Annotated in this window: 18 protein-coding genes; 1 reads left to right on the forward strand and 17 read right to left on the reverse strand. The window is 66.4% G+C overall.

Annotated features, from left to right (window positions below):
• The 4 genes from AC3ENX_RS13850 to AC3ENX_RS13865 are packed head-to-tail and all read right to left on the reverse strand — an operon-like array spanning window position 1 to window position 2,505.
• Window positions 1-195, reverse strand: a complete 195-nt coding sequence (locus AC3ENX_RS13850) for a ferredoxin (RefSeq protein WP_005050734.1) — start codon at window positions 193-195, stop codon at window positions 1-3.
• A 14-nt stretch (window positions 196-209) separates the two neighbouring features.
• Window positions 210-524, reverse strand: a complete 315-nt coding sequence (locus AC3ENX_RS13855) for a hypothetical protein (RefSeq protein ID WP_005050731.1) — start codon at window positions 522-524, stop codon at window positions 210-212.
• A complete protein-coding gene (locus AC3ENX_RS13860; RefSeq protein ID WP_005050730.1) occupies window positions 521-1,114 on the reverse strand; it encodes a 3-phenylpropionate/cinnamic acid dioxygenase subunit beta in 594 nt (197 codons plus the stop codon). Before AC3ENX_RS13860 ends, AC3ENX_RS13855 begins: the two co-directional genes overlap by 4 nt.
• Complete coding sequence (locus AC3ENX_RS13865; RefSeq protein ID WP_005050729.1) at window positions 1,111-2,505, reverse strand: aromatic-ring-hydroxylating dioxygenase subunit alpha; 1,395 nt, start codon at window positions 2,503-2,505, stop codon at window positions 1,111-1,113. The genes AC3ENX_RS13860 and AC3ENX_RS13865 overlap by 4 nt, the downstream gene beginning before the upstream one ends.
• Window positions 2,506-2,650: 145 nt before the next feature.
• On the opposite strand from AC3ENX_RS13865, the gene phtC reads away from it, so the two are divergent.
• Window positions 2,651-3,379, forward strand: coding sequence for a 3,4-dihydroxyphthalate decarboxylase (gene phtC, locus AC3ENX_RS13870; RefSeq protein ID WP_005050727.1), 729 nt, complete (start codon window positions 2,651-2,653; stop codon window positions 3,377-3,379).
• Between the two features lie 51 nt (window positions 3,380-3,430).
• Here phtC and AC3ENX_RS13875 read toward each other — a convergent pair whose 3' ends face one another.
• The 13 genes from AC3ENX_RS13875 to AC3ENX_RS13935 all read right to left on the reverse strand — a co-directional run bounded on the left by AC3ENX_RS13875 (window position 3,431) and on the right by AC3ENX_RS13935 (window position 11,402).
• Window positions 3,431-4,345: an alpha/beta hydrolase gene (locus tag AC3ENX_RS13875; protein ID WP_005050725.1), complete on the reverse strand. Its 915-nt coding sequence runs from the start codon at window positions 4,343-4,345 to the stop codon at window positions 3,431-3,433.
• Window positions 4,342-5,055, reverse strand: coding sequence for an alpha/beta fold hydrolase (locus tag AC3ENX_RS13880; protein WP_005050723.1), 714 nt, complete (start codon window positions 5,053-5,055; stop codon window positions 4,342-4,344). The genes AC3ENX_RS13875 and AC3ENX_RS13880 overlap by 4 nt, the downstream gene beginning before the upstream one ends.
• 420 nt (window positions 5,056-5,475) lie before the next feature.
• A complete protein-coding gene (locus AC3ENX_RS13885; protein ID WP_005050722.1) occupies window positions 5,476-5,655 on the reverse strand; it encodes a LysE family transporter in 180 nt (59 codons plus the stop codon).
• Between the two features lie 460 nt (window positions 5,656-6,115).
• Window positions 6,116-7,519 carry a hypothetical protein gene (locus AC3ENX_RS13890; RefSeq protein WP_005050720.1) on the reverse strand — a complete coding sequence of 468 codons (1,404 nt, stop codon included), beginning with the start codon at window positions 7,517-7,519 and terminating at the stop codon, window positions 6,116-6,118.
• 109 nt (window positions 7,520-7,628) lie between these two features.
• Window positions 7,629-7,757 carry a hypothetical protein gene (locus AC3ENX_RS13895; RefSeq protein WP_264674921.1) on the reverse strand — a complete coding sequence of 43 codons (129 nt, stop codon included), beginning with the start codon at window positions 7,755-7,757 and terminating at the stop codon, window positions 7,629-7,631.
• The gene (locus AC3ENX_RS13900) at window positions 7,754-8,038 is read right to left on the reverse strand and encodes a hypothetical protein (RefSeq protein WP_005050718.1); all 285 of its coding nucleotides are present in this window, start codon (window positions 8,036-8,038) and stop codon (window positions 7,754-7,756) included. The genes AC3ENX_RS13895 and AC3ENX_RS13900 overlap by 4 nt, the downstream gene beginning before the upstream one ends.
• The gene (locus AC3ENX_RS13905) at window positions 8,035-8,475 is read right to left on the reverse strand and encodes a hypothetical protein (RefSeq protein ID WP_005050717.1); all 441 of its coding nucleotides are present in this window, start codon (window positions 8,473-8,475) and stop codon (window positions 8,035-8,037) included. The genes AC3ENX_RS13900 and AC3ENX_RS13905 overlap by 4 nt, the downstream gene beginning before the upstream one ends.
• A complete protein-coding gene (locus tag AC3ENX_RS13910) occupies window positions 8,468-8,689 on the reverse strand; it encodes a hypothetical protein (protein ID WP_005050716.1) in 222 nt (73 codons plus the stop codon). The genes AC3ENX_RS13905 and AC3ENX_RS13910 overlap by 8 nt, the downstream gene beginning before the upstream one ends.
• Before the next feature lie 45 nt (window positions 8,690-8,734).
• Window positions 8,735-9,034 (reverse strand): hypothetical protein, encoded by a 300-nt coding sequence (locus AC3ENX_RS13915; RefSeq protein WP_005050714.1) that lies wholly within the window; start codon window positions 9,032-9,034, stop codon window positions 8,735-8,737.
• 164 nt (window positions 9,035-9,198) lie between these two features.
• The gene (locus AC3ENX_RS13920; protein ID WP_005050713.1) at window positions 9,199-9,639 is read right to left on the reverse strand and encodes a hypothetical protein; all 441 of its coding nucleotides are present in this window, start codon (window positions 9,637-9,639) and stop codon (window positions 9,199-9,201) included.
• A complete protein-coding gene (locus AC3ENX_RS13925) occupies window positions 9,633-9,824 on the reverse strand; it encodes a hypothetical protein (protein WP_005050712.1) in 192 nt (63 codons plus the stop codon). Before AC3ENX_RS13925 ends, AC3ENX_RS13920 begins: the two co-directional genes overlap by 7 nt.
• Entirely contained in the window at window positions 9,821-10,084 is a 264-nt protein-coding gene (locus tag AC3ENX_RS13930; RefSeq protein ID WP_005050711.1) for a hypothetical protein, read from the reverse strand. The genes AC3ENX_RS13925 and AC3ENX_RS13930 overlap by 4 nt, the downstream gene beginning before the upstream one ends.
• 22 nt (window positions 10,085-10,106) lie before the next feature.
• Window positions 10,107-11,402, reverse strand: coding sequence for a hypothetical protein (locus AC3ENX_RS13935; RefSeq protein ID WP_193599313.1), 1,296 nt, complete (start codon window positions 11,400-11,402; stop codon window positions 10,107-10,109).

The raw sequence follows: 11,402 nt of genomic DNA on the forward strand, positions 1-11,402 counted from the left end.
TCAGTCCTCCACAACCAAGGCGGAGACGGGGCAGCTGCGCGCCGCCTCCTCTACTCGCTTGCGGTCACTGTCGGGCAGGTCCTCGCGCAGAACGATCACTAGGGCGTCGTCATCTAGGTCGAAGTAGTCGCCCGCGGCGACAACGCAATTGGCGTAGCCCTGGCAGGCGCTGCGGTCGGCGATGATCCGTGCCATCGGTCTCTCCTTTTCTACTGCGGTCGCATTTCGGGAAACATCGGCTGGTCAGGCCGCGCGATCATCTCGGAGAACGTCTGCGTGGTCTGCCAGGTCAGGGCCTCGAGTTCCATGGGGTCGATCGCGATCCACTGGCCAGTTTTCGGGGCGTCGATCAGTAGCCTCGTGCCGTTGTGAGTTTCCACGCGGCGCACTTCGATCTCCGAAAACTCGTTGGCGATGACGAGCGGCTCTCCGACGGTGCGGGCAATAAGACGCTCGCGCTCCGCCGCCGCAGCCGCCGCGGCATCACGATCGACGTCGGCACCCTCCCAGTCGAGGCCGCTCACAGGAAGATCGCCAGGTTCTGGGTGCGGAGCACCGACTCGTCCACCATGATCACCCGACGTGCCAACTGCAGGTCGTCACCGACGCGACGCAATACGTCCTCGCGGTGAGCGGAGATGATTGACGGCTCGTTGACGTCTCCCCGGCTGCGGAACAGCAGGACGGCGGAGTCGACGATGAGCTCGTCCTCGACCGAGGACAGGAACACGCGCACGTTCGTCACGTAGTGACGCAGGCGTGAGGGAGGGTCCTCCGTCCAAGCGTGTTCAGTCAGGAATCGCGCGACCCGGCGGCTGAGCGAGTACTTATTCTCGTCCCAGTGCGACATCCCCCTCGCCGTCGTGAAGGAAGACCCGAGAGCCGTCGTCTGACGCACCGGCATGATGTAGTGAATATCCTCTGTAAGCGTCTCAAGCCAGTGCTCGTACCGTTGCTCGTCGAGGGTGTAAGCCTCTTCAATCAACCAACGATGCGCCTCGAGATGCAGTTCGTCGGAGAACAGTAGGGACCGCCCGACTCGATCGGCGCGCGTGGCGTGGGCGCCGAGAGGCGATTGCTCGGATATCTGGACACCGGTCTCGGTGTTCATCATGCGGGTGCCTCCCCGTTGTTGGTGATGCCTGTACCGATGCTCGCGACCTGCACCTCGACTTCGTCATCGGTGTCGAGGTAGTCGGCCCAGCGATCGAGCAGATGACGCTGGTTGTACTCGCCGTAACCAACGTGCGCGACGCCTGGACCGGCGAACTGTTCAGGCGTCAGCGCAGCGACGACCGGAGTGTCGTCTTTGAGAGTCCCCATCCGACTGTTGAGCAGGAGCCGTCGAGCCATCGAACCCTTGGCAGTCGTGGTCAGCGAGACCCAGTTCTCGACATCGTCCTGCTCGAACATTCCCGTGCTACCGAAGCACATAAGGTAGGCCTTGTACGAGAGCTCCTTGAACTCCTCCGGCGCCTCGGCATCGACCGCGAACCAGGAGTAGACCTCCGTCTCGTTCTCGCTAATGGGCTGCCACGAACGGATCGAGATGAAGGGCAGCACGTCGTCCCCGTCCTCCACCTTCGGCCAGTTGTGCACGAAACTCATGTTCGGGAAGAGCGATGCCGCTGAGATCATAAACCCGTCACGGCCAATCACATCGAGCTGCTCAGGCGACCATTGCTCCTTCATCCGCTCGATCATCGCGTCGGGATATCCGACGTAGCGCAGCCGCTCCTCGAGGCTGCCCGGCGGGAGCTTGTAGGTCGTGCCGCCGCCGTTGCCGGCCCAGTACGTGTTGCCGTCCTTGCGCTTCTCCGCCTTCGGCTCACGGAACAACCCGATCTCGACGACCGAGGTGTGGGTCTGGGGCGTGTGATACATGTCGCCGGCGAAGTTCTCGGCGCCGATCTTCCAGTTCGCGTTGACGCGCCACCGCTGCGGGCCACGCAGCTCGATGCCCTTGGCGCTCTGCCCGGTGTAGTAGTCGAGGTAGAACGCGAAGTCGCCGATGTATTCCCGCAGGGTCGGCGCGTTCGGGTCCATGCTGATGAAGATCAGACCGTTGTATGTGTCCAGGTTCGGCGCCGGGAGCAGTCGTGCACCCTTCTTGTTGAACCCTGCCTCACCCCCGTAGGCCTCCTCGTGGAACGGGAGGCCCATAATCCGGCCGTCGTTGCGGTATGACCACCCGTGGTAGGGGCAACGGAAGTGGGAGGCGTTGCCGACCTCGGCGCGGCACACCTGCATCCCGCGGTGCAGGCACATGTTGAAGTGCGCCCGAATCTCACCACTCTCATCGCGCACGACGATAAACGAGTCGTCGAGCACATGCCGCACCACGTAGTCACCGGGCTGAGGGATCTCGGATTCATGTCCGACGAAAATCCACGCGCGGCTGAAGAGCTTGCTCTTCTCCTGCTCGAAGATCTCCTCGTCGTTATAGATGTGCGCCGGGATCATGCCGCGCCGCACGTCCTCGAAGATCGTCGTCTTGCTCGCCATTGGGTCGCTGCTTCCTGATGTCAGAGTCCTATTCCGCGCCTTGAAGATGATGTCGGTCGAGACCGGTTTTCTTTAAGACAGAATCTGATTCTGCTAGATTTTCCAGGAATTCGCAATCGGAGATCACGCCTCGAAGGAGAAGTGGATGATGAACGACTACGTCGACGAACGCATGCTCGTCGCCAATGCTTGCCGCGTGCTCGCGGTCCGGGGGCTCGTGGACGACATCCTCGGGCACGTCAGCCTGCGGGTCGACGACGACACCGTCCTCATCCGAGCCCGCGGACCGCAGGAGCGGGGGCTGCGGTTCACCACCGCCGACGACATCCTCGCCGTGCCCCTTGAGGGATCGTTCGAGCTCGCCGGCGGGTACCGGGCGCCGAACGAGCTGTCTCTGCATCTTGAGCTGCTGCGCCGCAATCCTGCGGCTCGATCCGTCGTCCACGCGCATCCGCCGGCTGTCGTCGCGTTCTCGCTGACCGGACGGACGTTGCTACCGATTGTCGGTGCCTTCAACATCCCCGCTATGCGGATGGCGCGCGGCGGCATCCCCGCGCACCCCTCGTCTGCGCTGATCCGCAACCACGCACGCGCGACGGCCATGGCGGACGATTTCGGCACGCGGCCGGTCGGCATCCTGCGCGGTCACGGCCTCACGGCCGTCGGCGAGAGCGTCCCGCAGGCCGTCATCCGCGCGATCAATGTCGACAGCCTGGCTCGCGTGCACCTCGCCGTTCTGCAGGCAGGGGCCGAGCCTATGCCGATCGATGACGACGATCTCGCCGACCTGCCCGACCTGGGTGACGCATTCAACGACGGGCATCTCTGGCGATTCCTGCTGCAGGAACTTGCTGAGCAACGGCTCCTGCTGTAGTCGGGCCATCACAGATGTCCGGAGCCCGGGTCGCGATCAACTGCACCATCCTCACCGCCGCAGGCGCACATTTGGACCGAGCCACTCCGTCACCAGGGTGAGTACCGCATCGCTGTTCGACTCCTGCATCAGCATGTGGCCGTTGCCAGCCACGTTCGCTGCCGTCAACGCGACGAACCTGACATCGCCGCCTCGCTCGGCGAGCCAGTCAGCAGTCGCGCGGTCCGACTCGATCGGATGATCGGTGTCGTGGGTACCGACCATCACGAGGGTCGGTAGGCCGTCCAACTCCCTGTCGCCGATATGGACCTGCGCACCGCGGACGTTCTGCCGCTCGAGGAGGAGCCCGGCTGGGATTGGCACCAGCTGCGAACGGAGCTCGTCCAGGTGACCGGGTGGGAACTGCTCGCTTGCACCGACCAGCTTCGCCTCGATGAACTCTGGTCCGGGATGCCACCAGCCGCGACGGGGAAGCCTCCAGGTGAGCGGGCGTCCCTGGACGACGATGTGATCGGCGTCCTCTTCCAGCACGGCGGGCTCGGGCTGGATGTCCCCGGGGGGAGCGGGTGCCAGCGCGACTAGGGCGATCAGTGAATCCCGATGGTGGAAAGCGACCCGATAGCCGAAAGCGGCGGACATGGAGTGGACCACGAGGACGACCGGGCCGCCGAGCGCAGCGATTAGCTCGACGATCGCGCCGGCGACCGCCGCCCCATCCAGCCGCGTGTCGGGGTCCCATGCGCCGCCAGCCGACAACCCAGGCCACGTCATCACGACCGCGCGGTATCCGGCTTCGGCGAGACGGGGTGCCCACCCGGGTCGCCCGCCGATCGCTCGACTCCAGCCACCGGGGCCCACCCCCCCGCCGTGAACGAGCAGCACCGTCGCACGGGCGGGGCCGCCGGGCAGCCATTCGGCGTAAGCGACGGTCCCAGCGGAAGTCGCGAAAGAGCGAAACGTCGTCACGACATAACGGAGACGATGGCTGCTGCCAGCTCCACCGGGCGCGTCAACATGGCCTGATGGCTCCCCGGCGAGCTCGCGGTCGTCGGGTTCGTGAGCCGGTCTGCTGATGCGCGGTACAACTCCTGCGGCACAGCCCGATCCTCTTGCAGGAAGATGTAGCCGCTCGGCACGTCACCGGTGCCGGCCGTCCGAAGACGGATCGGCTCGTCGAGCCAACCGCCAGGCGACGGCACCAGACGAGGCTCGACCTGCGCGTGAAGCTCCTCCGATCCGTCCTGCAAGAAAGCCGTCATGAATAGCTGCGGCGGGATCGGCACGCTCTGGTCGGGCGAGGACGCGGCTGTGCCACGGGCGAAATTCGCCAACTCGGCGGGGAGGATCGCATTGATCGACTCGCCGTCGGCGAGTACCCACGCGTCGATGAAGATCGCCTGCTCCACCTGCTCCGGCATCGCCTCAGCTACGAGTTGGATGAGCGGGCCGCCGCCACTGTGGCCGACTACGACGAACCGGTCCCACCCCTTGTCGGCGATCCGGCCGATGAGATTGTCCGCCATGGTCGAGAGCGTGACACCTGCACGGTCGTCGTTGTCACCGTGACCCTGCAAGGTTGGGGCCCATACCTCGTGGCCTGCCTTCGTGAGCTCAGCGACAACGCCGTCCCACGCCCAACCACCCTGCCAACCTCCATGAACCAAGACGATGCGCATTCTGGAACTCCTTTGTTCACCGACGGCGGGTTCCGTCGGATGGAATCCCACTCTACCTAGCAGAATCTGTGCAGAACAACAGTCCTGTTCAATCCCTTCAGAAAGGGTCATTCGTACTCGTCGAGCTTCCGGAGGACGGTCTATCTGAGCGGCGTCTCACGGAGGTCCTGCAGCATGATCGCCCGGTTCAGGGGCGAGATGCATTGCGGGACCTCTCTGGCCAGCGTGACCGCCACTGCGCCGAGCGGGGTGCCGGATCCATGTGAGTCGCGTCGACACGAATCCGGAGATTGTGCCGGCGCCCAGCACGATGAGGGAGTTGACGATCATCCTGACGATGATCTGAACTCCGCCGAGAACGAATCCCTGAGCGGTCGTGTTTCCCTGCCCGTGATCTATGAACTGCGGGATGATCGCGAGTTACATGACAGCGGCCTTGGGGTTGAGCAGGTTGGTGACGAGCCCCATCCGGAACAGCTTCGACCGGGAGTCGCGCGCGTGGGATTGTGTCTCGAATAGCCCGTTGCCGCCGGGGCGCAGGGTTGCGGACGCCAGCCACGCGAGATAGAGCACTCCAGCGGCTGTCCCGGTCCAGCTCACCTTGACAGGGCTCTCAGGGGTGAGTGCTCGACCGGACGATCCCCCGCGGACTCGCCATGGAGCCACGGCCAAGGAATGCGGAGATCGAGGACGCCGGTCGCGCTGAGCAACACCGGGATGAGGAGAAGAGTGAGCCGCCCCGTCGGCGATCGCCCTCGCCTCTGAACGGCGCGGCTGCTCACTCGTTAACACACTCTAGGTCGATCTGCCTGCCGCAAGCGGGCATCTGAGTTGAGTCGGACCAACTGTAGGAAAATGCCATTTCGCGTGGAATCCTGGCCCTGAAACCGTTGCCAACTACCGTGGAATCGCGAGGGGTTCATGCCATCTCGAGCGGGAACCTACAATGCCGCTTTCCTCGAGGAGGATGCGACCGTGAGGATCCTCGCGGTCGGTACAGACGACTATGAGGTGTTCCCCTCGGCGCTGGCGCACGAGATCGCCCGAGGTCTCTGACGCGCTAGAGGAGCGCGGTGTCCACGCGGCAGCACTTCTGCTGCGCGTAGGGACGGTCACTCAACGGGATCCAGCCCTCTTCTCCTCGGCGGAGGAGGCGCGGGTGTCCGGGCTCGGTCTCAGCAGTCATGTGTGGGCCAGCGTTGGTCCAGCAGTTCTGTGCGCGCGTCTCGCACCACAGCGCGAGTCGCGCTTCGCGGGGGAGACATGCCCGGTGCGTCCACCAGGCGCGCTTCTCCCCGTAGGGGCCGAATTGGTGCCCTTCACTGTGGGCGATTGCGTCGTGGACAGCGCGGAACACGTCGTTGGCGAGCATCGGCGCGCGCTCTCCCGAGGGGAGGGTGACGGTCACGGTGCGTGCCATCGGGTGGTCCGGCGGTAGAGCGCCTTCGGTGTGCTGCGAGACCTCGGTGCGGAAGTAGAACAGATGCTTGTTCTGTCGCAGATCGTCGAGCATCGCGGCGGAGTCGGCATAGGGCTGCTCGGCCTCTCCGTGCCAGGGCTCGAAGGTGTAGCCGGCTTCCGTGAGCATGTCCCACTGCGCGCCGATGTGCTGGCGCAGGCTTCGGTAAGACCGGGCGACCTGTGGGTGGGTGGGTTCGTGCGCTGCGGCCGCGTAGGCTCGCGCTGCAGCGATGTCGTCGAGCTCGGTCAGCCGGGGGATGGGTTTGCGTTGCGGGAACCCGTGCGCGTCGGCGTATCGCTCTCTGAGCGATTGGATCTCCTTGATGGGCTGGTGGCGCTGGTAGCTGTCGGTGCCTGGCACGAACGCGACGTGCGCTCGAGCGAAGGTGGGCGACGTGCCGAGACGTGCGGCGATCGCGTTCACGGCGGATGCCGGCAGCGGGTACTCGGCGGGTTCGGCGATCTCGAGCTTGCCGTCGTAGAGCCTGCCACCTGGTGCGCCGGCGGCGCGGAGGATGTCGAGAGTCTCCTGGACTTGCAGCTGCGAGCCGGTGTCGGCGGCGAAGCTGTAAACCCGGTCAGGTCCGTCCGGGTCGAAGTACCCGGCCATGATGCTGTCCTGCTCATACCGTCCTGCGAGCTCTCCCGCCCAGTCGGTGACCTGCTCGAAGCTGTCCGCACGGACGATGTAGGCGCCGGCTGGTTCAGATGCGCCTTCCCAGAGCCCGTCTGCGTGCTGCAGTTCCGAGATCTCGATGCCGTGGCGTTCCGCGGCGGCGCGGAGGGTGTCTTCGTACTCGATCCACTCGTCGGTGTCGTAGTAGCTGGGGCGGGAGCTCATTCGCATCAGCTCGCCAGAGACCGGCCGGAACGGGGTTGCCCCGATGAAGGCCTCGAGCTGCTTCTCGGCGTTCTGCTCACGCTTCTCTGCACGCCGACGCCGCTGCCCTGCGGCTGTCGACGACGGGCACCGTCGCCCTCCGTGGTCGATGTCGTCGCACATGGCCTCTCCCGTTCGTCTGCTGGGTATAGGCCGGTGTTGGGGGTGTTCGCGGACAGAAATCGGGCCCCGCCGGTGAGCGGGGCCCCGAGGAGTGCGGTCGAGGTCTGGGTCAGCCGTTGAGCTCCTCCCAGACCTGGTACGCGCGGTGGAACTCGGGGCTGTCATCGTTCCCCTCATTGATGAGCTGGTCGAGGTACTCGTCGAGCTCGGCCTGCGAGAGCTGGCGTGGATCCTTCATGACACGGACCCATCCGCTACCGGCGGGCAGCTGCATCGGGCGCGTGGCTGCTGGCCTTTCCAATTGCCGGTGTAGAACAGCGCGCACGGCCACTCATGCTCGCCGCGGCGCCGCGGCCTCGGGACGGCGACCGTGAGCTCACTGCCCAGGTTCAGCGCGTCCATGATGTCGTCGGCGATGAAACCTGCCTCTTCGTCAGGCTCGTCGGTGTGCTGCTGGATTATTCGCACGATCGTCGCGCGCACATCCAGAGTGACGGACGACGGCGCAGCCCCGGTCATCGGGTGTACTCGCTCGGTGAGGGGATCGGCAGGTCGGGGTCGCGCAGCTCGTACTGCCGGTCCTCCACGTAGGCGGCGTACTCGTCGGCGAACTCACGCGCCTCGGCCTCGTTGTGTCCGTCCTGGCGGGCGTGATCGAACGCCGCCCGCCACTGCTCCCCCACTGCGCGATCGCGCAGCGCCGCGCTGACACCATCCATCAGCTGACCGGCCCGCACGGACGCGAACCGCAGATCCCCTTCGGCGAGGGCGAACAGGATCTTCTCGATGCCTTCGATGGCGGGTGCGGGGATGGTCAGGGTGATGTCGTCGCCGGCGTCGTGCTGGCCGGTGCGGAGGCGCCAGAGTGCGTCGGAGAGGGTGAGTGCGCGTTGGCGCTGGATGGGGGTAAGGAGGGAGCTGTCGGTGCCGGTCGTGGTGGGGGCGGGGTTAGGCATGCTCGGCCTCCTCTGTGGGCGGATTCATGATGATGAACCCTGTGCCGGTGGGCGGCTGGTCCTGGCGCAGTCCGATGATCTCGGTGTCGTTCGCGTCGGTGTCGTTGAGGGTCTGCGTGAGCAGGTCGGCGTACTCGTCCGGGGTGAGTGCCTGGACGGCCGCGGCGTCGGTGACGTCGACGGGCTTGCCGTTGACGTGGAAGATGCGGGTCATGGTGCTCCCTGGTAGTGCGTCGGTGGTGTCCATCTTCGTCGCGGGTCAGTGGAGGTCGAGTTCGACGCTGTCGGCTTCGAGGTCGGGGATGGTCTGGTCAGGGTGGCTGAACGTGGCGGCGGGGGCGTGGACGGTGACGCGGTCCCCGCGGTGCGTTGTCAGTCGGAGCAGCTCGGCGAGGGCGCCGTTGGCGTGGACGTTGTAGGGGCCGGCGTCGGTGTCGACGCGGAACCCTACTCGTGCTCGGCGGTCGGGGAGGCGGCGGACGAGGGTGAGCGGGGTGCGGATGGTTCCTGTGATGGTGACCGCGGTGCCCGTGGGGGCGGCGGTCTGGGTGATGGTCATGGCGTTTCTCCTCAATCGAACAGTGAATGTGACATTCACTGACTATACGCCTGCATGCCCGGTGGGGGAACCCCCGTGCATGGTGTTGCTGCAGGCCCTTCTTGCTGGGTATAGGCCGATGTTGGGGGTGTTCGCGGACATCCGGGTTGTGGAGGTCGGTGCGGTCAGTCGTCGGGGCCGCTGTCGGGTTCGTCGCACGCGCCGCTGTTGATGGCGTCGACGCCGACTTTCGTGAGCACCCAGCCGGGTTCGACCCACGAGTAGCGTTCGATCAGTCCTCGCCTGCGGAGGGACTGGATGGTGCCGCCGGGGATCCCCAGGCCTGTCGTGTCGAGGTAGCTGGCGCCGCCGGAGAGTGATCGGCCATCGGCGATCATCCGCATGGTGACTCGTTGGGACCAGTTCAGCGGCCGGGCGTTCTGGCGGCGCTTGAGCTCGGTGGTGGCGCATCGCGTGGCGTCGGCCTCGGTGGTGTGATGGTGGGCGCAGCGCCACACTCGTTCGCCGGACTGGTGGGTGTCTTTGTCGGCGACGTCGTCGATGACGCCGCGCAGCGCGCCTCCTGGGCGTCCGGGAGTCCATGATGACCAGCTGGCGGTCAGCATGCGATCGCCGCGGTCAGCTCGGGGGTGAGGATGCCGGCTTGCTGGTCTGCACGCACGGCTGCGCCGCAGTCTTTGCAGGTCACGTCGGCGATCGTGGTGGCTGCCGATGACGTCTTGCGTCCGCAGTAGCCGCGTTGCCCTGTGGCGGTGGCAAGGCAGGTTCGGGCGGTGCTTTCCTGTGTCATTGGTGGGGCCTGTCCTCGCAGCTCGAGCAGAGGTCGGGGGTGCCGTCGTCGTTGACCCACCAGCAGCCGCCGAAGCATGCTCGCTCGTCGGTGCAGCCGCAGACGTGACAGGTGCGCACGAGCTCGAGGAGCACCTGGTCGATTCCGCCTTGGGCGCCGAGCTCCGCGCCGAGCGCGGTGACTCGTGAGATCACGTCCTCGGGTGCGGTGCTGGGCACTTGGATCGTGATGGTGGTGGTAGGTGTGGTGCGGTCGTTCATGGTGGCCTTCCTGATGTTGGTGTCAGGCGGAGCGGGCGAACTTCGTGGCTGCGGTAGTCGGCTGCAGGGCGAGCAGTCGTCGTGCTTTCTCTGCTTCGATCTCGCGGGGCAGCTCTCCTTTGCGGGTGCCTGAGCGGCCGTAGAGGAGGATCTTCACGCCGGTCTTGGACACCTGTGCCTGGTCGGCGATCTCGAGGACGGTCATGCCGGATGCCATGAGCTGGCGGACGTGCTGTCGGATCGGCTCGGCGGGCACGCGCGGGGCCTGCGGGGCGATGCCGGCCTCCCGGCGTCGGCGCCGTTCCTCAGCCAGTGACGCATCGGCGCACGAGATCTCCGCGGGGCAGTGGTCGCGGTCCTTGCAGCCGAGCTGGTAGCCGTAGGCGGTCCCGTGGTGCTCGAGCGGGATGCTCTGCGCCTTCCGGTTCGCCATCCACTGCCGGTGATACTCGCGGCCGGCTTCGATGCACTCGGGGCGGTCGCAGCCGCGCGCTCGGCATGCGTTGGTGCCGTGCGGCTGCAGCTGCCTCGGCTGCGAGGTTCGGGCAGCACGCGCGGTCCGAAGTCGCGGTGTGCGTGGCCTGGCCGGTGGGGAAGGGCGATCGTGGTCTGCGAGGGCGTCGACGGCGGACTGGTGCCGCAGGGTTGCCTCCTGCAGCGCTCTCTCGATCACCCCTCCGACGGAGAGGCCGGTGCCGGCGGCGATGGTGGCCGTCTTGAGGGTCTCGGCCGCGGCGCGCAGCTGGCCGCGCAGCTCTCGGTGGTCTTTGCGCCACTGCTCGAGCTCGTCGACGTGACGATCGAGGTCCGCTTCGTAGCCGTCGAGTGCCTCTGAGAACGCGCTGGCGAGCTCTGCGGGGAGCTTCTCGGCGTCGCTGCGTGCCTTGTCGAGCCACTGGTAGCCGGGATGGGTGCGCGGCCGCGGCGTCGACGGGCGAGGCCGTGCGGTCGGCGCCGGCGCCGGCGCCTCCTTCGGCATGCGCGGGGGTTTGGGTGTGTTGGCGCGCGCCGGCTTCGGTTTGGGGGTCGGCTTGGGTCGACGGGGGCGTGTGGCTTCGACGGCGGCACGGCGCTCTTCTCGAGCGGCGATCTTGTCCCGTTGCCGCGACTCGGCACGCGCGGCCTCGTCGCGCTCGAGGATCTCGGCGAGCGGTGTGCCGGCGTCGATGAGCTTCGCGAAGGAGTAGTCGCCCACGTAGCGGGTGTGGACGGTGCGGCAGGGGATCAGCGCGGGGCACGCGGCAGTGCGGCATCCGTGGCGGTACCCGTCCGGGGTACCGTGCGGGAAGCGGTCGTCGAGGAGATCGAGGGTGGACAT

The sequence above is a fragment of the Microbacterium sp. bgisy189 genome, from assembly GCF_057707225.1.

What these genes read in the sequence shown, in the direction of transcription:
- AC3ENX_RS13860 (WP_005050730.1), bottom strand. Translation starts at nt 1,114, where the DNA reads ATGATGAACACCGAGACCGGTGTCCAGATATCCGAGCAATCGCCTCTC.
- AC3ENX_RS13890 (WP_005050720.1), bottom strand. Translation starts at nt 7,519, where the DNA reads ATGTGCGACGACATCGACCACGGAGGGCGACGGTGCCCGTCGTCGACA.
- AC3ENX_RS13865 (WP_005050729.1), bottom strand. Translation starts at nt 2,505, where the DNA reads ATGGCGAGCAAGACGACGATCTTCGAGGACGTGCGGCGCGGCATGATC.
- AC3ENX_RS13930 (WP_005050711.1), bottom strand. Translation starts at nt 10,084, where the DNA reads ATGAACGACCGCACCACACCTACCACCACCATCACGATCCAAGTGCCC.
- AC3ENX_RS13920 (WP_005050713.1), bottom strand. Translation starts at nt 9,639, where the DNA reads ATGCTGACCGCCAGCTGGTCATCATGGACTCCCGGACGCCCAGGAGGC.
- phtC (WP_005050727.1), top strand. Translation starts at nt 2,651, where the DNA reads ATGATGAACGACTACGTCGACGAACGCATGCTCGTCGCCAATGCTTGC.
- AC3ENX_RS13880 (WP_005050723.1), bottom strand. Translation starts at nt 5,055, where the DNA reads ATGCGCATCGTCTTGGTTCATGGAGGTTGGCAGGGTGGTTGGGCGTGG.
- AC3ENX_RS13900 (WP_005050718.1), bottom strand. Translation starts at nt 8,038, where the DNA reads ATGACCGGGGCTGCGCCGTCGTCCGTCACTCTGGATGTGCGCGCGACG.
- AC3ENX_RS13895 (WP_264674921.1), bottom strand. Translation starts at nt 7,757, where the DNA reads ATGAAGGATCCACGCCAGCTCTCGCAGGCCGAGCTCGACGAGTACCTC.
- AC3ENX_RS13910 (WP_005050716.1), bottom strand. Translation starts at nt 8,689, where the DNA reads ATGACCCGCATCTTCCACGTCAACGGCAAGCCCGTCGACGTCACCGAC.
- AC3ENX_RS13905 (WP_005050717.1), bottom strand. Translation starts at nt 8,475, where the DNA reads ATGCCTAACCCCGCCCCCACCACGACCGGCACCGACAGCTCCCTCCTT.
- AC3ENX_RS13925 (WP_005050712.1), bottom strand. Translation starts at nt 9,824, where the DNA reads ATGACACAGGAAAGCACCGCCCGAACCTGCCTTGCCACCGCCACAGGG.
- AC3ENX_RS13915 (WP_005050714.1), bottom strand. Translation starts at nt 9,034, where the DNA reads ATGACCATCACCCAGACCGCCGCCCCCACGGGCACCGCGGTCACCATC.
- AC3ENX_RS13850 (WP_005050734.1), bottom strand. Translation starts at nt 195, where the DNA reads ATGGCACGGATCATCGCCGACCGCAGCGCCTGCCAGGGCTACGCCAAT.
- AC3ENX_RS13935 (WP_193599313.1), bottom strand. Translation starts at nt 11,402, where the DNA reads ATGTCCACCCTCGATCTCCTCGACGACCGCTTCCCGCACGGTACCCCG.